The sequence below is a fragment of the Pedobacter vanadiisoli genome (assembly GCF_042684385.1).
Taxonomy (GTDB): Bacteria; Bacteroidota; Bacteroidia; order Sphingobacteriales; family Sphingobacteriaceae; genus Pedobacter; species Pedobacter vanadiisoli.
In genome coordinates this window covers 42,868-59,790 of the sequence record NZ_JBHULL010000040.1, presented here as the reverse complement: position 1 = coordinate 59,790, position 16,923 = coordinate 42,868, and the positions used below count along the sequence as shown (strand labels likewise).

19 protein-coding genes are annotated in these 16,923 nt (G+C 37.9%); 7 read left to right on the top strand and 12 right to left on the bottom strand.

Features of this window, described 5'->3' with window-relative positions; all coding sequences use genetic code 11:
* A partial coding sequence (locus ACFSR6_RS19345; protein WP_379073649.1) for an IS3 family transposase occupies positions 1 to 94 on the top strand: 94 nt, incomplete at its 5' end.
* Positions 95 to 728: 634 nt separating this feature from the next.
* Here ACFSR6_RS19345 and ACFSR6_RS19340 read toward each other — a convergent pair.
* Both ACFSR6_RS19340 and ACFSR6_RS19335 read right to left on the bottom strand, forming a co-directional pair.
* The gene (locus tag ACFSR6_RS19340) at positions 729 to 1,394 is read right to left on the bottom strand and encodes a tetratricopeptide repeat protein (RefSeq protein WP_379081940.1); all 666 of its coding nucleotides are present in this window, start codon (positions 1,392 to 1,394) and stop codon (positions 729 to 731) included.
* Between the two features lie 122 nt (positions 1,395 to 1,516).
* Positions 1,517 to 1,909: a hypothetical protein gene (locus ACFSR6_RS19335; RefSeq protein ID WP_379081938.1), complete on the bottom strand. Its 393-nt coding sequence runs from the start codon at positions 1,907 to 1,909 to the stop codon at positions 1,517 to 1,519.
* A gap of 123 nt (positions 1,910 to 2,032) precedes the next feature.
* On the opposite strand from ACFSR6_RS19335, the gene recF reads away from it, so the two are divergent.
* Complete coding sequence (gene recF, locus ACFSR6_RS19330) at positions 2,033 to 3,136, top strand: DNA replication/repair protein RecF (protein WP_379081935.1); 1,104 nt, start codon at positions 2,033 to 2,035, stop codon at positions 3,134 to 3,136.
* Positions 3,129 to 3,419, top strand: coding sequence for a DUF721 domain-containing protein (locus tag ACFSR6_RS19325; RefSeq protein ID WP_379081932.1), 291 nt, complete (start codon positions 3,129 to 3,131; stop codon positions 3,417 to 3,419). Before recF ends, ACFSR6_RS19325 begins: the two co-directional genes overlap by 8 nt.
* Positions 3,420 to 3,513: 94 nt before the next feature.
* On the opposite strand, the gene ACFSR6_RS19320 is transcribed toward ACFSR6_RS19325, so the two are convergent.
* The 6 genes from ACFSR6_RS19320 to ACFSR6_RS19295 form a co-directional block, all read right to left on the bottom strand.
* On the bottom strand, positions 3,514 to 3,687 hold the full coding sequence (locus ACFSR6_RS19320; RefSeq protein ID WP_229685115.1) for a hypothetical protein: 174 nt from the start codon (positions 3,685 to 3,687) through the stop codon (positions 3,514 to 3,516).
* A gap of 365 nt (positions 3,688 to 4,052) precedes the next feature.
* The gene (locus tag ACFSR6_RS19315; RefSeq protein WP_379081930.1) at positions 4,053 to 4,826 is read right to left on the bottom strand and encodes an FKBP-type peptidyl-prolyl cis-trans isomerase; all 774 of its coding nucleotides are present in this window, start codon (positions 4,824 to 4,826) and stop codon (positions 4,053 to 4,055) included.
* Positions 4,827 to 4,934: 108 nt separating this feature from the next.
* Positions 4,935 to 5,354: a nucleoside-diphosphate kinase gene (locus tag ACFSR6_RS19310; protein WP_183765182.1), complete on the bottom strand. Its 420-nt coding sequence runs from the start codon at positions 5,352 to 5,354 to the stop codon at positions 4,935 to 4,937.
* 484 nt (positions 5,355 to 5,838) lie between these two features.
* Positions 5,839 to 6,573 carry a hypothetical protein gene (locus ACFSR6_RS19305; protein WP_379081928.1) on the bottom strand — a complete coding sequence of 245 codons (735 nt, stop codon included), beginning with the start codon at positions 6,571 to 6,573 and terminating at the stop codon, positions 5,839 to 5,841.
* Positions 6,574 to 6,600: 27 nt separating this feature from the next.
* Positions 6,601 to 7,257 carry a hypothetical protein gene (locus ACFSR6_RS19300; protein ID WP_379081926.1) on the bottom strand — a complete coding sequence of 219 codons (657 nt, stop codon included), beginning with the start codon at positions 7,255 to 7,257 and terminating at the stop codon, positions 6,601 to 6,603.
* The gene (locus tag ACFSR6_RS19295; RefSeq protein ID WP_379081924.1) at positions 7,247 to 7,960 is read right to left on the bottom strand and encodes a hypothetical protein; all 714 of its coding nucleotides are present in this window, start codon (positions 7,958 to 7,960) and stop codon (positions 7,247 to 7,249) included. Before ACFSR6_RS19295 ends, ACFSR6_RS19300 begins: the two co-directional genes overlap by 11 nt.
* A 546-nt stretch (positions 7,961 to 8,506) precedes the next feature.
* On the opposite strand from ACFSR6_RS19295, the gene ACFSR6_RS19290 reads away from it, so the two are divergent.
* From ACFSR6_RS19290 to ACFSR6_RS19275, 4 genes are all read left to right on the top strand, one after another.
* Positions 8,507 to 8,740 carry a hypothetical protein gene (locus tag ACFSR6_RS19290; protein WP_379081921.1) on the top strand — a complete coding sequence of 78 codons (234 nt, stop codon included), beginning with the start codon at positions 8,507 to 8,509 and terminating at the stop codon, positions 8,738 to 8,740.
* Positions 8,741 to 9,071: 331 nt separating this feature from the next.
* Positions 9,072 to 10,082, top strand: a complete 1,011-nt coding sequence (locus ACFSR6_RS19285) for a DHH family phosphoesterase (RefSeq protein WP_379081919.1) — start codon at positions 9,072 to 9,074, stop codon at positions 10,080 to 10,082.
* Positions 10,083 to 10,124: 42 nt separating this feature from the next.
* The gene (locus ACFSR6_RS19280; protein WP_379081916.1) at positions 10,125 to 11,120 is read left to right on the top strand and encodes an FKBP-type peptidyl-prolyl cis-trans isomerase; all 996 of its coding nucleotides are present in this window, start codon (positions 10,125 to 10,127) and stop codon (positions 11,118 to 11,120) included.
* 184 nt (positions 11,121 to 11,304) lie between these two features.
* The gene (locus ACFSR6_RS19275; RefSeq protein WP_379081913.1) at positions 11,305 to 12,273 is read left to right on the top strand and encodes an FKBP-type peptidyl-prolyl cis-trans isomerase; all 969 of its coding nucleotides are present in this window, start codon (positions 11,305 to 11,307) and stop codon (positions 12,271 to 12,273) included.
* Between the two features lie 53 nt (positions 12,274 to 12,326).
* On the opposite strand, the gene ACFSR6_RS19270 is transcribed toward ACFSR6_RS19275, so the two are convergent.
* The 4 genes from ACFSR6_RS19270 to ACFSR6_RS19255 form a co-directional block, all read right to left on the bottom strand.
* Positions 12,327 to 12,797 (bottom strand): CYTH domain-containing protein, encoded by a 471-nt coding sequence (locus tag ACFSR6_RS19270; protein ID WP_379081911.1) that lies wholly within the window; start codon positions 12,795 to 12,797, stop codon positions 12,327 to 12,329.
* 1 nt (position 12,798) lies between these two features.
* Positions 12,799 to 14,748 (bottom strand): beta-N-acetylhexosaminidase, encoded by a 1,950-nt coding sequence (locus ACFSR6_RS19265; protein WP_379081908.1) that lies wholly within the window; start codon positions 14,746 to 14,748, stop codon positions 12,799 to 12,801.
* 325 nt (positions 14,749 to 15,073) lie between these two features.
* A complete protein-coding gene (locus ACFSR6_RS19260; protein WP_379081906.1) occupies positions 15,074 to 15,463 on the bottom strand; it encodes a DUF7793 family protein in 390 nt (129 codons plus the stop codon).
* 2 nt (positions 15,464 to 15,465) lie between these two features.
* Positions 15,466 to 16,860, bottom strand: coding sequence for an aldehyde dehydrogenase family protein (locus ACFSR6_RS19255; RefSeq protein ID WP_379081904.1), 1,395 nt, complete (start codon positions 16,858 to 16,860; stop codon positions 15,466 to 15,468).
* Positions 16,861 to 16,923: the final 63 nt, after the last annotated feature.

Below are 16,923 nucleotides of genomic sequence, written 5' to 3'. Positions count from 1 at the left end.
TGAGTATATTAGTTATTATAACAATAAAAGGATAAGATTGAACTTAAATGGAATGAGCCCGGTTGAATACCGGGCACAAGTCTTAAATAATTAATAAGTTTGTCCAACTTTTTGGGGGCAGTCCAACGCTGTGGGCTTTGCATTTCAATCAGGTCTAAAAGGCAGTGTTTATACTCCTGTTGTGGGTAGAATAGCATAGTTTTATATAGACTTCCTTTTCCTAATCTATGAGGTGTGTCCTCACAAACCATCTGATATGAAACAGGTCGATAAAGATAATTTCCTTTTTCTGTACCATGCAACCCTAAATAGTATTGCTGGCTGCGCCACCTAAACCCGATCACAGTGGTTCCGGTTTTTCACCGGAAGGAACGGAGAGCGGGACTGCACAAGCCTAAAAGCCTCTGCACCTGATTTCCAGAAAAAAATAATGATTAGTGGGGGAGGAGTCTATTGTTTGGTGAGAATAGAATAAATGGTCTCAAAGTGCCGTCATTTCGGGCGGAGTGCAACGCAGTTGAGAACCACGAAGTGCTCAGCGAAGCTAAATCTATTTCTCATTGATCTCTCCATTCCGTGATGCCTCAGTCGAGATGATGACTTTTCTATGGGAGATATGTCAATGGGTAGTATAGTCAAAGGACCAGCGCAATTAACAAGCAAAAGCTTTTAAACAAAAAAAGACCATCTTTCGATGATCTTTTCAATAAAATATAGTTAGTTAATGATTATTTAACTTTTTCCTGGGCTCTTGCAATGTAAGCATCAATCAATTGTGCTTCTGCACTTTCAGGATATTGGGTTTTAACTTTGGTATAAGCCTCAACAGCACCTTTAAAATCGTTTTGGCTTTCGTTAACCAATCCCAGTTTTTTAAGGAACATAGGCGAAGTAAATTTACTCGCTTTATCTGCTGCTTTTTTGTAGTAAGATGCTGCTTGTTTATAATCTTTCAATTCACTGTAAGCATCGCCCAATAAACCTAAGGCCAATGGATCTGCAACCGGGCTACCGGTAGCGCTATACTTGCTTAATGATTCAATAGCTTGTTTGTACTCGCCTTTACGTAAATAGATGCCACCTAAATAAAGGTTGGCCAGGTTTGCCGATTTTGTGTTGTCGTATTCTTTAGCAATCTGCTCCAGGCCCGGGTAACCACCTTCGCCTTTTACTGCCCTGTTTGATAATGAATCAACACCAACAAATTGTTCTGCTTTGTACATTTTGCTGGCGGCTTCTTCAGCACGACCTTTTAAATACACGCCTTGATACCAAAGATATATTAAAACTAATAAAACTACAGCACCTGCTATAAACAGTAAGCTTTTATTATTCTCTTGTAAAAATGAACCTTTTTTAGTTGGTTGAATTGTCTGGTTATCTGTTGTAGACATGTTTGTTTAAAAAATTTAAGATTGCAAAAATACATTTTTCAATCAAAGTATCAATCTTTATTTTGAAGTATTTAATTAAACATTAGTTGTTTAGGGCAGAAAGATTAAAATGTACACAACAATTAACGCAACAGGTTAATCAGTGTGTTAAACCAGGTTTGGTTGTCGCTAAAAATACCGGTATGGTTAATAACCAGGTACACGGTTTGGCTTTCTGAATGACTTATGGCCGACCTGATCCTGATTGGTTGCCAGAACAATCCGAAGTTTTTTGCAGATGAGGGAGGGAAAACCTCGTCGAAACCCATATAAACTTCTTCTATATTGGATAATGGGAGTTCCAATTGTTCATCTCCGTCAATAAAAAGACCGTTTGATGCCAATAGGATATCACCTTCGTGATTATGAAGTGGTTTTAAGAACGAAAATAAACCCGCTAATTTTTTGATCCAGCTTACATTTTTTTCATCGGTAAGTTCATGTTCGTACGACCATAGAACATTTCCTTCTAACATTTTTTGTGCTACCATGTAAATTTTTTCCTTGCTATGAAAGTACAATTTTTTTAAATGTAATTAACGTTAATTTTAAACAATGGATGTGAAGAGGTTAAAAAACGGTAAATTTGTGACATATTTATGTGGTTAAAAAACATTACCCTTCTTAATTTCAAGAACTATAGCGATGCAGATCTCCATTTCTCGGAAACTGTGAACGTTTTTACGGGTAATAATGGTTCGGGCAAAACCAATATGCTCGATGCCATCCATTACCTCTGTCTGTGTAAAAGTTATTTTAACCCTATCGATAGTCAGCAGATTAAAACCAACGAAGAGGTTTTTATGATCCAGGGCGATTTTGAACGAAATGAAAAAAACGAAAAAATCTCCTGTGGAGTAAAACGTAACCAGAAAAAACAGTTTAAACGCAATAAAAAGGAATACGATAAACTGGCCGATCACATTGGGCTTTTTCCGGTGGTAATGGTTTCGCCCTATGATGTAAACCTGATTATGGAGGGCAGTGAGGAGCGGAGAAAGTTTATTGATAATGTGATTTCGCAGACTGATGCACATTACCTCGATCAGCTGATTACCTATAACCGCATCCTGCTGAACCGCAATGCCTTATTGAAACAAATTGCCCTTACCCGAAAATATGATCCGGCACTGCTCGAAATTCTGGATGAACAATTGGTTATTGCGGGCAATAAAATTTTTACCATCCGTAAAGCCTTTATGGATGAATTTATTCCATTATTTAACCAGTATTATACCTACCTTACCGAAAACAAGGAAGTTGTTGAGCTGAATTATCAATCGCAATTGAATGAGGCCACTTTTGAAGAATTGTTGAAGAAATCGGTTGAAAAAGATCGCGTATTGGAACGGACTACCACAGGGATTCATAAGGATGAACTTGCTTTTGTAATCAGTGGCATGCCTTTAAAGAAATTTGGTTCACAGGGCCAGCAGAAATCCTTTTTAATCGCCTTAAAAATTGCCCAGTATGCTTACCTCGCCAAAAATAAAGGATTTAAACCCTTGCTGTTATTGGATGATATTTTTGATAAGCTGGACGATCAGCGTGTTCAGAAACTGATGCAAATGGTATCTCACCATGATTTTGGGCAGATATTTATTACAGATACCGGTAAAGAAAGGATAAAAACAATTTTTGAAAAAATAGAAGTTGATGTAACTTTGTTTGAAGTTGATAACGGAACCATACAGCATGCGTAAACCTAATGACGTTACCGTAAAAGATGCCATCAGCAAAATGCTGGATGTGTACCGTCTGCGCCGTAAATTTGACGAAACTTCTATCTTATCGATCTGGCCGGAGATTATGGGTACCGCAATTGCCAACCGAACCAAACAGATTTATATTCACGATAAGAAATTGTTTTTAAGGATAGAATCATCAGTAATCAAGAACGAACTGATTATGGTTCGCCAGGGAATCATCCAAAAACTAAATGAACACGTTGGCAGCGAAGTGATTACCGAAATGGTGTTTTTATAAGGCATTATAAAAGGACAAAAGTTTAAAACTCATGCCCTTTATATTTTAACAGGAATTCAGACTTTGGAGTCCAAACTAAAAAACAAACTCCCAATTAACTTCTTCCCCCAAAGATCTTGGCAAAAATCCAGATCAGTAGTGCAACCACTACCACTACAACAATAACGCCTACCCAAACCCCGGCTTTAAATATACCTTCTACGAGTTCACAACTGCTTAAGGTAGTGCATAAAAATGCAATCAGTGCTAAAGGAAATACTTTTTTCATATTCATATAATTTGTAATACCTAACATTGAATGTTTAAGAAAGTTTTGGAGGAAGGTTTATTTAGCGTGAATCTAAAGAAGTTCTTTTTTCTAATGCGCGGTTACCATTTACAGACGACGATGAGGAGATGAGGTTATTCCGACCGAAACGAAGTGGAATAGGGGATCTAAATTTGCATGCAAGAACCTGAAATAAATCCGACAGTTATCGGATCAGTGTGATGGATCTCTCCTGCATAATCATCAAAAAAGGTCGCCATCTCAACTCCGCTATGCTTAGTTTGAAATGACGACCTATCCTTTATTTATTTAAGATGGTCAATTTTACATCTTCCATCAAACATTTTCCATTATTACCTCACAGACTATTTTCCGTTCACTTTTAATAGCTCAACCTCGAAAATCAACGTGCTGTAAGGAGGAATGTCTGCCCCTGCACCACGTTCGCCGTAAGCCAGGTTGTAAGGGATAAAGAATTTATATTTAGAACCTGCAGGCATTAACTGAACACCTTCTGTCCAGCCTTTAATTACCTGGTTTAAAGGAAAAGAGATCGGCTCACCTCTGTCGTAAGAACTATCAAATTGTTTACCGTTTAGTAACGTTCCTTTGTAATGCACCAGCACCGAATCGGTAGCCTGTGGTTTAATGCCCGTTCCGGCAGTTAAAACTTCATATTGTAAGCCACTTGCAGTTGTTTGTACGCCTGCGCGTTTTTTGTTCTGTTCCAAGAAATCCTGTCCTTCTTTCATAATTGGTGCGTATTTAATTTTATTTGCTTCGGCTTCTGCTTTATATTTTGCTGATGATGCCTTAGATAATGCTTCGTTGATACATTGTTGTGCCTGTTGCTGGGTCAAAACGGTACTACTACCAGTAAATGCATCTTTTAAGCCTTTTAATAATACATCGTAGTTTAAGGTAGATAGGCCGGTTGTTTTTAAACCTGTACCGATAGAGGTACCGAAGGCATAACTGGTAGAATCTAAAGGCGAGTGTAAGCCAAAAGATTTCAAACTTGACGTTTTAGTTGTTGCAGTAGCTTTTTTGGCAACAGTTTTTTTTGCTGCTGTTTTGGTTTGCGCCTGAGAGGCAACAGCCATACCCGATAAACATACCGCTAAGAAAATTTTTTTCATTATTTATTTTATAGTGTTGATTATTTTAAAGGCCGTAAGATACAAAATAGATAAAACAATAAAACCCCGAAAATCCGGGGTTTTAAGTAAATGTTCTGTACCTGAAAATTAGAAACGTTCGTCTGCTTTGAAGAAAAAGTTACCTTCAATTTCTGCATTCTCATCAGAATCTGAGCCGTGAATGGCGTTAGCGTCGATAGATTTTGCATATTTCTGACGGATTGTTCCTTCAGCAGCCTCAGCCGGGTTAGTGGCACCGATTAATTTCCTGAAATCTTCAATGGCGTTGTCTTTTTCTAAAATTGCTGCAACAATTGGTCCTGAAGACATAAAGCTTACTAAATCTTTGTAGAATGGACGCTCAGCGTGTACTGCATAAAACTGACCGGCAGTTTCTTCAGTAAGTTTGGTATATTTTAATGCAATGATTTTAAAACCTGCATTGGTAATGTCGTTAATGATCGATCCGATATGGCCGTTTGCTACTGCATCTGGCTTAATCATGGTAAAAGTTCTGTTAGTGCTCATCGTGCTTTAATATCAAATTTTTTGCAAAAATACGTTTTAATTGATGAATAATCAATACGCCTTAGTTTCGGTTTAAAAATCTATTTTAGTAATAGATAATTAGCTTTAAATGGCGAATTGAGGCTTTTTAGGTCATATAACCTGGTTAATCTCCACCTCTTTTAGAACGATGAGCCTACTAATCCTAAAATCTTTTAATCCTAATCTAAATTTACTTAGCTTTGCACCGCAAAATACGATAACGATTTTTTATCGCACTTTATCAATATTAGTATAGTGTAAGTCTTTATAGAATTTCCACATTTATTACACTGAATATATTGGAGCCGGTAACCTCTTTGAATTTATCAATAAAAGATTGTTTCATAGGATTAGCTTTAATTTGGTAATAGAACCTGGCTCGGGATGTATCCATTTTTTTCTATTATCTCGCTTACCTATTCGCCACTTCTTTTAATGAATGCCAAAACCTTGTTTTTTAGAACTACACCGCTTTTTTATAGCAAGTTTCGGGATCAAGAATTTTTAATCCTTCAGGCCTTATCGCAGAAGTATTCCATGTAAATTTATTAACTAGTGCCAGTTCCAATGATGATCTATCCGTTTTTGACTTTGTGGATCTCTTTACGGTTTTGTCTCCAATTATACAATGCAGCTCAAAATGCCAATAATTAATTAGGTTTGGAGTGTGGACAAATTGAAATATTCCCCCGCCTTTTGTATAAATGACAGAAATCTCTTTTCCCTCTTTATCAAATTCATTTTTCTCTATGAATTCTCTCCCTTTAAGGTTTTTTATAGTGTCAGGTTGTTTTACAATCCTTAAATCGAATTCGGTTTGATGAATGTCAGATATTCTTATGAAAAAATTTATATGACCATCCTTTTTTTCATAAAGAGATTCTAATTCTCCACTTTCTACGTACTCAACCCTATCCCATTCTGGTATAGCCCTGCCAATAGCACGATAAGAAGTAGACTCTTCATCTGATTCTTTACAAAGGAGATTTACACTAAGCCCTGGTAATTCGATTATTTTTTGATCAGGAGGTATTGTAGTGATAAATACTGTCGATCTAGCAAAACCAAGTTCATCAACCAAATCGTTGTATTCACCCTCTGCCCATCTTATTACATAGAAATCACCATATTCAATTAAACATTCAGTACTTATTTTTGGAACATACTCTGGTTTTGGAAGTAGAGAATTTTTGTACATTTATTCATTGAGAGCTTAATAACTAGACTATGCGGATAACTGTTCCGCTAACTTGCTTACCGACAAAATATTTGACTCAACCAATGTCCTATTTTGGTATATTGAATAAACCACATTTTCAGCAGGAATGTCGGAGTCAACCATATATTGTGACGCTATTAATATCTTTGAATCTGACATCTTTAATATAATCTTGAATCCATCGCTAGGTAACAAATCAACAGACGATGCCTCAAATGGTATTTTAGCTAAAGCCCTAGCAGATTTTTCAAAAGCCGCACGAGCACGATCCAAACCAATTGTTATAAAAGTAGGCGTTTTGCTAGCTTGAATATCAAATTTAGTTAAAAATTGTGCATAGGATACATCTCCAGCATTGTCAATAGCGGAGCGCAGCTCATTACCAGAAAGAGTTGTTTCTAAATGACTATTTAATGTAGATATTGCTGAAGAATAAGTATTAATAATAAAGTCGTTAGCATTCAAACATCCATCATAGTCTTCATCTTTTTTGATAAAAACTGTTGGAGTGTATGAGGTATCTATCTTTGTATCAGGCAATCTATTAGCGTTAGATGGGGCATCCGTCACCAATCCTACCGTTGCAAATCCAAACAGTATAAATGGATTAGATGATAGCTTTGATTTGTTGAAAGATGGAAGTGAGGTTCTGTTATTTGCCATTGTTAAATAAGTTTAGTGATGGTATAACTTTGCGTTCAAATTTCTCTATAGACTCATTGAAATATTTACTCAACTCTTCCATTGATAAAAAAGCCGACGATGCTACTTTTTGATAATGGTCGTTTGATTTAATATAAAATTTCTTAGGATCTGCTAATCTGGGAGCTATTGTAATATTAACCACTTTCTGATCCTTCGACGATTCTAATAAGGACAATTTTAACTCTGTAATAACTGATCCATCTTTAAAATTTTCATCCAAAATCGGCGCTGAAAATCTTTGATTTAGATATTTTTGCACATGTCCTTTATCAAAACCAACTTCATATTCAATATTTATCCCCATTACTGCCACTGATAGTAGAGACTGAAAACTTAGTTTTTTAATCTCATTCTCAATTTTGCTATATGCGCTTATTAAGCCATCTAATGTGGGTGATGTAATAACCATTCTGTCAAAACCAAATTGAAATACCGGAACAATTTGAGGTATTAATCTATTATCAATTTGTTTGAAACGTGGCGGAGTAATAACATTAATGCCATTTCGTCCTAAGGAGTAATTGGATTCACTTTTAGATCCAAAAATGGTCTGACAGAATTCTTGTGACAGAGGCGGCAAAGTATTCAATGCGTTATTCCAAATTAGAACGGCAGAATAAGATATGCCTGTAATCTCGGTTACGTTCGTTTTATCTTGCATATGGGTCTGAAAAGCGTTCGCCAAAAGTATACAATTTGTATATTAATTCAATCATATAAATGTGGAAAAGTTTTGAAAAAATGAAATTTTCACAGTTTTTAACAATTAATCCTTGAATAATATCGGGTAATTGCCGGATATTATCATTTGTCTGGGGATTTCGGCAATGGTGGTTCTTCCCTAATTTTGGTGGTTTTCCATGATAAGTCTGGTTGTTATTCGTTAAGAAATAATGAATCTGTCTAAACTGATTTTCTCATCAAGTGATCCTTTTAAAGTTGTTTCGGTAGATAACCAGGCCGATTTTGTTAATATCTATGTACAGAGCAAGCAACGAATCTGCTGTTGTCCGGATTGCCTAAGTTCTTCAAAGAAGCTTCATAGCTATTATTTAAGAAAATTCTGTGACCTGCCAACGTTGGGAAATCATGTAATATATACCTTCAATCCAGAAAATTCCGATGCATTAAAACAGAATGTAAGAGAAAGATTTTCACGGAACGCTTTGATGATCATTTCGAACCGTGTAAGCGACGGACAAAAAGGTTGGATGAGAAATTATTAACCGCTGCCCTGGAAATGGACGGGAGACCTGCAGAGTGCATTTGCAGTACATTATCCATGCCTGTTAGTGATTCTACTTTACTAAGACTGATCCACAAAGCGCCTCTGCCTCCATTAGGACAGCTTAAGGCCGTAGGGGTAGATGACTGGGCATACAAAAAGTGGGATAGATATGGCAGCATGCTGGTAAACTTAATAAACCGGGAAGGACTGTGAGGAAGAAAATCATTTTTAAGCACCTTAGGGGCTTAGTAGAATGCGTAAACCAATAAAACAACCAATGTCATTCGGGCTATAAATACACCTTAAAACTGCTTAAAATAAGCCGAATTGCCACTTTTATGCGAAATACGTGATCAAATTATATCGAAAAAGTGGCCGCTTTACTCAAAAACAGGTGGCCACTTTTTGGATAATCCCCAATAAGTGGAGAACAAAATTAGTCGAAAAATAAATACTAAAAAAGTTAGCAGTCAACTTTCTTTTATTGAATAATGTCGGTTTTTGTTATCTACTATTTATTGCTAGCTTTGCACCGCTATAAAATATGCTTACACTAACTGAATTAAAAACATTATTGGCTACACCACAACGGATTGTGATCACTACACATCATAAACCCGATGGCGATGCAATGGGTTCATCCCTTGGTTTATATGGATATTTAATTCAGAAAGGCCATCACGTAAGAGTAATTACGCCAACCGATTATCCAACTTTTCTACACTGGATGCCGAACAATGGGGATGTTATTATCTTTACCGAGCAACAAGAACAGGCTGCAAAACTGGTAGACGAAGCTTCGATTATTTTCTGCCTTGATTTTAATACCCTAAGCCGTATTAACGAACTGGGCGAATTGGTAAGGGCAGCAGGTGCAAAAAAAATTATGATCGATCATCACCTCGAACCGGAGGATTTTGACGATTACCGCCATTGGGATATCAATGCCTGTGCGGCTGCGCAGCTGGTATACGATTTTATTGTGAACCAGCTGGAAGATCAGGCTGGCATTAATAAAGACGTAGCTTCTTGTCTTTATACGGGCATCATGACCGATTCAGGATCTTTCCGTTTCGAATCTGCAACGTCAGAAGTGTATCGAATTGCTGCAAACCTGATCGATTTAGGTGCTGAGCACTGGAAAATCCATCAATTGGTATATGATAATTCCAGCGAAAATCGCTTACGCTTTTTAGGTTACTGCCTATCGAACAAATTGGAGGTTTTAAGAGAATACAACACTGCGATTATTTCGGTTACCAAAGAAGAACTGGCCGAATACCATAGCGTAACGGGCGATACTGAGGGCGTGGTAAATTATGCCTTATCTATCAATGGAATCCGTTTGGCCGCTTTAATTATTGAGCGTACCGATAAAGTTAAACTATCGGTGAGGTCTACAGGCGATTTTCCGGCAAACGAAATCTGCAAGAAATATTTTAATGGCGGCGGACATAGAAATGCTGCTGGTGGTGCATCAGAAAAAGAATTAACTGATGTAGTTAACGAATTTAAATCGATATTAGCAGAATATAAAGAACAATTGATCGCCTAAGGGCAAGAAACAAACAATAAAATTTAAAAGTCAAATTAATAAATGAAAAAGGGAATTATTATTCTAGCAGCAGCTACTTTAGGCTTAGCGGCATGTAAACAAGAAAAAAAGGGAGCTGGTGGCTTATTGTATACCATTCACCACTCAGCAGGTAACGAAAAAATAAAAGAAGGTGACATCGTTAAAATGAACTTTATCCAGAAAAACGGTAAAGATTCTGTTTTATCAAGCACTTTCGATAGCGAAACCCCGGCAGTATTCCCTGTACAGAAAAAAATGTACGCTGGTGATATGAACGATGTATTGACTTTGTTTGGCGAAGGCGATAGCGCTACGTTTAAAATCGACCTGGATACTATGGCTTTCCATAGCAAACAACCAAAACCAGAGCAATTTAAAAACGATAAATACCTTACTTTTACGGTAAAAGTTGAAAAAGTATTTAAGAAAAAAGCTGGCGAAGCCGATTCTACCTTTAACAAAAGAGCAACAGAGTTTTTCCAGGCTGATTACAAAGCTTCTTCAGAAAAAAAGAAAGCTGCAGAACCTGCTAAATTGAAAGCTTATTTAGAAGATACCAAACTGGCAACCAAAACTACTGCCAGCGGTTTACACTATATTATCGAAAAACCAGGTAGCGCAGAAAAACCAGCTTTAGGCGATACAGTATTGATTGATTATACCGGTAGGGTTACCAAAAAAGGTAAAGATGGTAAATATAAAATCTTCGATACAAGTGATGAAAAACTGGCTAAAGCAGAAAACGAATTTAAACCAGGTAAACCTTACGGCCCTCAAAAAATGCCGGTTGGTGGTACAATCCCGGGTTTTACCGAAGCTTTACAGTTAATCGGTAAAGGTGGTAAAATTAAAGTAATCATCCCTTCTAACTTAGGTTACGGCGAGCAAGGTGCACCACAGGTTGGTATTATGCCTTTCAGCCCGATTGCTTTCGATCTTGAGATTAAAGATATTATCAAAGGAAAACCAGCCCCGGCAACTCCAGCCCCTACAGCTGTTGCCCCGGTTAAGAAATAGCTTTTTGAAACATATTTTAAATCCTGCTTATTCATTTAAGCAGGATTTTTTTTGACGTATAACCAAGAAATAAAACTTTACAAAAATTCGTAAAAACTTATTATAACCTATCTTTGTATTGATCTAATAAAATGGCCCAAGATCCAAAATGGATTAAAAGGCTGATTTTTAATAAAAATATTAAATGAAAAAAGGAATAATTATTCTCTTGGCAGCAGCTTCAGGACTATCTGCCTGTAACAAATTCGAAAAGGGTGAGGGAGATATGACTTACAAGATCTATAAAAGTGAAGGTAAGCCAAAAATTCAGGATGGCGACTATGTAAAGTTAAATGGCGTTCAAACAGTAGAAACCAATACCAACCCCGATTCGGTTATGGTAAATACCTACGACAATGAGCGTCCCGCTTTTTTTGCGATCAGCAAATCGATGTTCAAAGGGGATCTGGCTTCGGGGCTAAAACTGCTTGGAGAGGGAGATAGTGCTGTTTTTAAATTGAATTTAGATTCGATGGAAAAATATTCTGGTCAGCCGAAACCAAAAGGACTAAAATCAAACATTGCTTCCTTTACCATCAAAATTGAAAAGGTTTTACATAAAGGAAAGGATCCTGATTCTATTTTTGAAGCAAAGAAAAGACTATTTTTCGAAGCAGAATACAAAGCTTTAAACGAGAAAAATAAAAAGATAGAACCTGTTAAAATTACCAAATATGTTGAAGAGAATAATCTGAAAGTAACTACTGCGCCATCTGGTTTGCAGTATGTAATTTCTGCCCCGGGCAACTCAGAAAGAGCAACTTTGACAGATACGGTATTAATAGACTACACAGGCCAGTTTACCAATAAAAAATCAAATGGGGCATTAAATGTTTTCGATACTTCGAATGCCAAAATTGCAAAAGAAGCTGGAATTTTCTCAGAAAATGTACAATATGTACCACGTAGTTTGCCATTAGGGCAATTGCCACAGGGTGTTATACAGGGAATCCAGCTGATTGGGGTAGGCGGTAAGATTAAAATGATTTTACCATCCAGATTGGGCTTTGGCGAAAACGGCGGCGGACCAATTAATCCATTCACCCCTTTGGTTTTCGATGTAGAACTGAAAGGCATCAGCAAGCCAAATACAGCTGCGCCATTGGCTAAATAAAAAATAAGACCTTATAGGTTTCAAAAAATCTATAAGGTCTGTTTAAATAAAATCTAAGCCCAATCCTTAAAAGACCTAACGGTCAGGTTAGCGTTATAATATTTTTCTTCTCCGGTTACTTCAACACCTGCCCAATCTGGCAGATCGAAAGTTTCGTCTTCGCTTTCCAGTTCAATTTCGGCAACAATAAGACCTTTATTGTCGCCTAAAAACACGTCCACTTCCCAAAGCTTACCCTTAAATGTAATTTCATAACGTGTTTTGGAAAGTTCTGAAACCGAAAAATTATCCAATAACTCTATGGCTTCGGCAACAGGGATTTCGTATTCATACTCCGATCGTGTGGCACCAATGGTTTGACCTTTTATGGTTAAAAATCCTTTGCTTTCAGTTGCCCTTACCCGTATGGTTTTATCTTTATCCGTGAGTAGATAACCCTGCCTAAGAAGTTTACCTTCCGGTTTACCCAGGTTATCCCATTTCTGCTGATCGATTAAAAACTTGCGCTCTATTTCTTTTCCCATTTTATCTTGCCCTTTTCTGTAAATCTGCAACTGGCATGCTGATTAATCTTCCGATAGGCTGTTTGCCGCGGTAGGTAATTACACGTAACATGCTGGCATCTTTAGGTACCTGCAAGGCCGTTGTGTATTTCGGGTAGAAACGATCGGGGGTAGAGTTATCAAAACTGTAATAAATATCCAAGCCATCAATTTCTGTGGTCAGTTCTATCATCAGCTGTTTATCAGCACTGCGTTTCACGGTAAAAATAGGATCGTAAATGGCTGGTGAATATTTAATCTCTGCAAAATCCAGGCGTTTAAAATGTTGTTGCGTACGGTCAACAAAATTTGTCCAGTTTTTCTTTTCAATTGGGCTCCAGATCGATTCTGCAATGGCAAATGCACGAGGATAAACCATGTACTCTGCCTGACGGAAGGTAAATACCTGCTCCGTCCAAAGATTGGCCTGCGCTCCTATAACATACTGTGCATTTACGCCTGCCGGCACAGGATTAAACTGGTAGGCTTTGTTTAATCTTAACGAGGCATACACTTTTGGTTCGGTAATCGGGTCTGCCTGCATATAATCCAAATAGGCAAAATCGGTTGGACTCATGACTACGTTATGCTTTTCGTTAGCCGCCTGGATGCCATATTTCATTCCTCTCCAGCTCATTACTGCCGCTGTTGGCGATACACCACCCTCAAGAATTTCGTCCCAGCCCATAAATTTTTTGCCTTTCGAAATCACAATCTGTTCTACGCGCTTTTCGAAATAAGCCTGAACCTGTGGAATGGTTTTTAAGCCTTCGCGAAGCATTAAAGCTTTAACCTGATCATTTTTCTCCCAAAAATTATGCGAAGCCTCATCGCCTCCCATGTGGATGTATTCGAAAGGGAAAAGCTTGGCCACCTGCGTAATTACGGTATCTAAAAAGCCATAAACTTTTTCATTTGCCGGACAGAGTGTGTTATCAACCAAGGCAATTGGTGGTGCACCACGGCTCCAGTCCATAATTTTTTCGCCAGAGCGTACTTTATAATTCGCTGCATCAGGGGTACAGGATAAATCGGGATAAGAAGCGATAATTGCTAAACTATGGCCCGGTACATCAATTTCGGGCAATATGTTTACAAAGCGCTCCTGTGCGTATTGAACGAGTTCTTTAATATCTTCCTGGGTATAAAAACCGCCATAGTTACGGGGTTCATCAGGTGTTGGCGGGATAAAATCGCCAAAGGTTCCTGTTTTTTTAACATTCCAGGCACCAATTTCAGTCAGTTTAGGCAAGCCTTTAATTTCAAGGCGCCAGCCTTCATCATCAGCCAGGTGCAAGTGCAGCAGGTTAAACTTATAGCGCACCATATCATCAATAAACCGTTTTACTTCCTCTTTAGTGAAAAAGTGGCGGGCCACATCGAACATTAAACCTCTCCAGCCTAATTTCGGATAATCTACTACATCAACACAGGGTATTTTCCATTTAACATCGTTTATCAGTTCTTTGCTCTCGATTTCGGCAGGAAAAAGCTGAAGTAAAGATTGTATGCCATAAAAAATACCCGCTGGCTGGTTTGCAGTAATTACCACCTGGGTAGGGTTCACATTGAGTTTGTAACCTTCTTTACCAAGTTGAGTATCTTCCTGAGTGTTTAAAAGCAGCTTAATGGTTGGATGACTCGAATTACTCACTGTGCTTACAAATTTCCCTGTAGCGGTGCTAATCCGGTCTGATAAGTAAGCAATAGATTGCTTTAGTGCACCACTTTTAACAGCTTGTACAATTACATTTTCGGGTAATGTAAAGCTTCCGGCTTTTTTTACCAATGAAACCGGTTCCGGAATAATGGCAATAGGTGTTTGGGCAATCATGCTTTCTGCATCGCCGGCTTCGGTTTCTGTAACAATGTTTTGAGCGTATATGCTGGTTGCAATGCAACAGCAGGAGATAATCAGGAATAGTCTTTTCATTAAAATAATTAAAACGGATTAACCGGATAAGTATAATCCGCAATTTATTAAAAAAGATTTTAATGAGCGGTATTTGTATAGAAGGAAATGCGCAAGAAGCGAGCGCGGAGCGCATAGCGGTTAGCGCTGGATAAAAATCGTAATTGAATTTATGATATTATTAGGAGTTTGTCAGTCTGAGCGGAGTCGAAGACTCCACCAAAATTCGCAGAAAGTCATCATCTGCGAAATTTTTTTTGATCTGCGGGAAAGTTGTTTTGTCCCATATTTAGTTAATTCTAGAAAGAATGTCCTTCGACATGCCCAGGATCCCACCTTTTTTGATTTACAAAAACTGCGTTAGCCATTCCATCGCTTTTTTATCATCTGTAAATGACTTTATCGGTATGGGCGGGTTTTGAAAATTAAAAAGAATCCTCATAATGAACTGCGCCAAACCTGGTTTAGAAACCATGGCCATGGCGGTATAAATCTGGGGGAGCTGTCCGGTCGAAAATTTGCGTGTTTCTTTATCCGGAACCGGCGAATTTTTCAAATAAATTAACACCGGTACTTTCTTATTCCCGGTAATTTTTTTAACCAGTGCAACGTTGGCAGAAATATTTTCTACAGTACGTAAAACGCTTTTACTGTACGAAATCAGTATCCCGGTATCGGTTAACAAATAATCGGCTATTTCGCCTTCGATAAGTTGATTATCCCTATCTTCTCCCATATTTATCCCCTTAAATGATAACCTTTCGGTTTGGTAAAAGCCCTTAATCCCTGATGCGATAAAGTAGCGCCAATGCCTGAATATTTTCTGCCACTCCAGGGTAAGGCTGCACTCACCCGGTCGCAGCAGTTCCAATAACCTGAACCGGCATCAAGCTGTGCAAGTATTTTTTCTGCTCTTGCCTGGTTCGCTGTATAAACAGAAGCAGTTAATCCATAATCGGTATCTTTCATCATCATTAAGGCTTCAGTATCGTCTTTTACCTTCATGATACCTATAATTGGTCCGAAACTTTCTTCCTGCATTACCAGCATATCATTGGTAACATCGGTTAATACGGTCGGTTCAAAATAATAACCTTTACCTTCAATCGCTTTACCACCTGTTAATAATTTTGCACCTTTATTTAAGGCGTCAACAACCTGATTTTCCAAAACCGAAATTTGTTCTTTCCTGGTTAAGGGACCAATATAAGTGTCGTTGGCCAGGGGCAAACCACTTTTCCAGCTTTTAACTTCGGTAACAAAGGCAGTTAAATAATCCTGGTAATATTTTTCGTGTACATAAATGCGTTCAACAGCACAGCAACTTTGTCCGTTATTATAAAAAGCGCCATCAGCTGTGCCAACCGCCACCGCGGCTATATCGGTAACATCATCGGCAACATACAAAGGGTCTTTTCCACCTAATTCCAACTGGCAGGGAACCATTTTAGATGCGACTTTCTCATAGATCAATTTTCCTGTTTTGTAGGAACCTGTAAAGAAATAGCCATCAAAATTCATTTCCAATAAGGCCGCTCCTGTTTCTTTTGCACCAACGGCAACCTGGAAAACAGGGGCTGGTATGCCTGCTTTTTTTAATAGTTTTTCGATCTGTAACCCCGTTAAAGTAGCATATTCTGATGGTTTGTACATTACTGCATTACCACTTAAAAGTGCCGGAATAAAAACATTTACACCAACCAGGTAAGGGTAATTCCAAGCCGAAATATTGCAGATTACCCCCAATGGCTCATATTTAATGATTTCTTTTAAACCAGGTTCATCAACCATCACTTCATCACTCAAATACTTTTCGGCATTGCTGAGCATCCATTTAATACGGGCCCTTGCACCATTAATTTCATTACGCGACTGTTGTAAAGGTTTGCCTACTTCGTTGGTTAATACTAAAGCCAGTGCTTCGATCTCCGCTTCCAATAAATCACTGAACTTCGCGATTACGGACATCCTTTCCTGCAGCGTTTTATTTGCCCATATTGGTTGCGCCTGGTTTAAAGCATCAAATTTGAGTTGAAGAGTGGATGAATAATCTTCTTCCAGGCTGGTAATAGTTTCTTCTGTTGCGGGGTTGATGATCTGCATGTTTCTAATTTTCTTACTGCGTATTTTCACAGATGAACACAGATTTTATAAAGGGTTTAGTATTAAATATCTTACCGATCTCTATCTGTGTTT

Coding starts and splice junctions, on each gene's coding strand:
- ACFSR6_RS19340 (WP_379081940.1), bottom strand. CDS start 1,394: ATGTCTACAACAGATAACCAGACAATTCAACCAACTAAAAAAGGTTCA.
- ACFSR6_RS19335 (WP_379081938.1), bottom strand. CDS start 1,909: ATGTTAGAAGGAAATGTTCTATGGTCGTACGAACATGAACTTACCGAT.
- recF (WP_379081935.1), top strand. CDS start 2,033: ATGTGGTTAAAAAACATTACCCTTCTTAATTTCAAGAACTATAGCGAT.
- ACFSR6_RS19325 (WP_379081932.1), top strand. CDS start 3,129: ATGCGTAAACCTAATGACGTTACCGTAAAAGATGCCATCAGCAAAATG.
- ACFSR6_RS19320 (WP_229685115.1), bottom strand. CDS start 3,687: ATGAAAAAAGTATTTCCTTTAGCACTGATTGCATTTTTATGCACTACC.
- ACFSR6_RS19315 (WP_379081930.1), bottom strand. CDS start 4,826: ATGAAAAAAATTTTCTTAGCGGTATGTTTATCGGGTATGGCTGTTGCC.
- ACFSR6_RS19310 (WP_183765182.1), bottom strand. CDS start 5,354: ATGAGCACTAACAGAACTTTTACCATGATTAAGCCAGATGCAGTAGCA.
- ACFSR6_RS19305 (WP_379081928.1), bottom strand. CDS start 6,573: ATGTACAAAAATTCTCTACTTCCAAAACCAGAGTATGTTCCAAAAATA.
- ACFSR6_RS19300 (WP_379081926.1), bottom strand. CDS start 7,257: ATGGCAAATAACAGAACCTCACTTCCATCTTTCAACAAATCAAAGCTA.
- ACFSR6_RS19295 (WP_379081924.1), bottom strand. CDS start 7,960: ATGCAAGATAAAACGAACGTAACCGAGATTACAGGCATATCTTATTCT.
- ACFSR6_RS19285 (WP_379081919.1), top strand. CDS start 9,072: ATGCTTACACTAACTGAATTAAAAACATTATTGGCTACACCACAACGG.
- ACFSR6_RS19280 (WP_379081916.1), top strand. CDS start 10,125: ATGAAAAAGGGAATTATTATTCTAGCAGCAGCTACTTTAGGCTTAGCG.
- ACFSR6_RS19275 (WP_379081913.1), top strand. CDS start 11,305: ATGAAAAAAGGAATAATTATTCTCTTGGCAGCAGCTTCAGGACTATCT.
- ACFSR6_RS19270 (WP_379081911.1), bottom strand. CDS start 12,797: ATGGGAAAAGAAATAGAGCGCAAGTTTTTAATCGATCAGCAGAAATGG.
- ACFSR6_RS19265 (WP_379081908.1), bottom strand. CDS start 14,748: ATGAAAAGACTATTCCTGATTATCTCCTGCTGTTGCATTGCAACCAGC.
- ACFSR6_RS19260 (WP_379081906.1), bottom strand. CDS start 15,463: ATGGGAGAAGATAGGGATAATCAACTTATCGAAGGCGAAATAGCCGAT.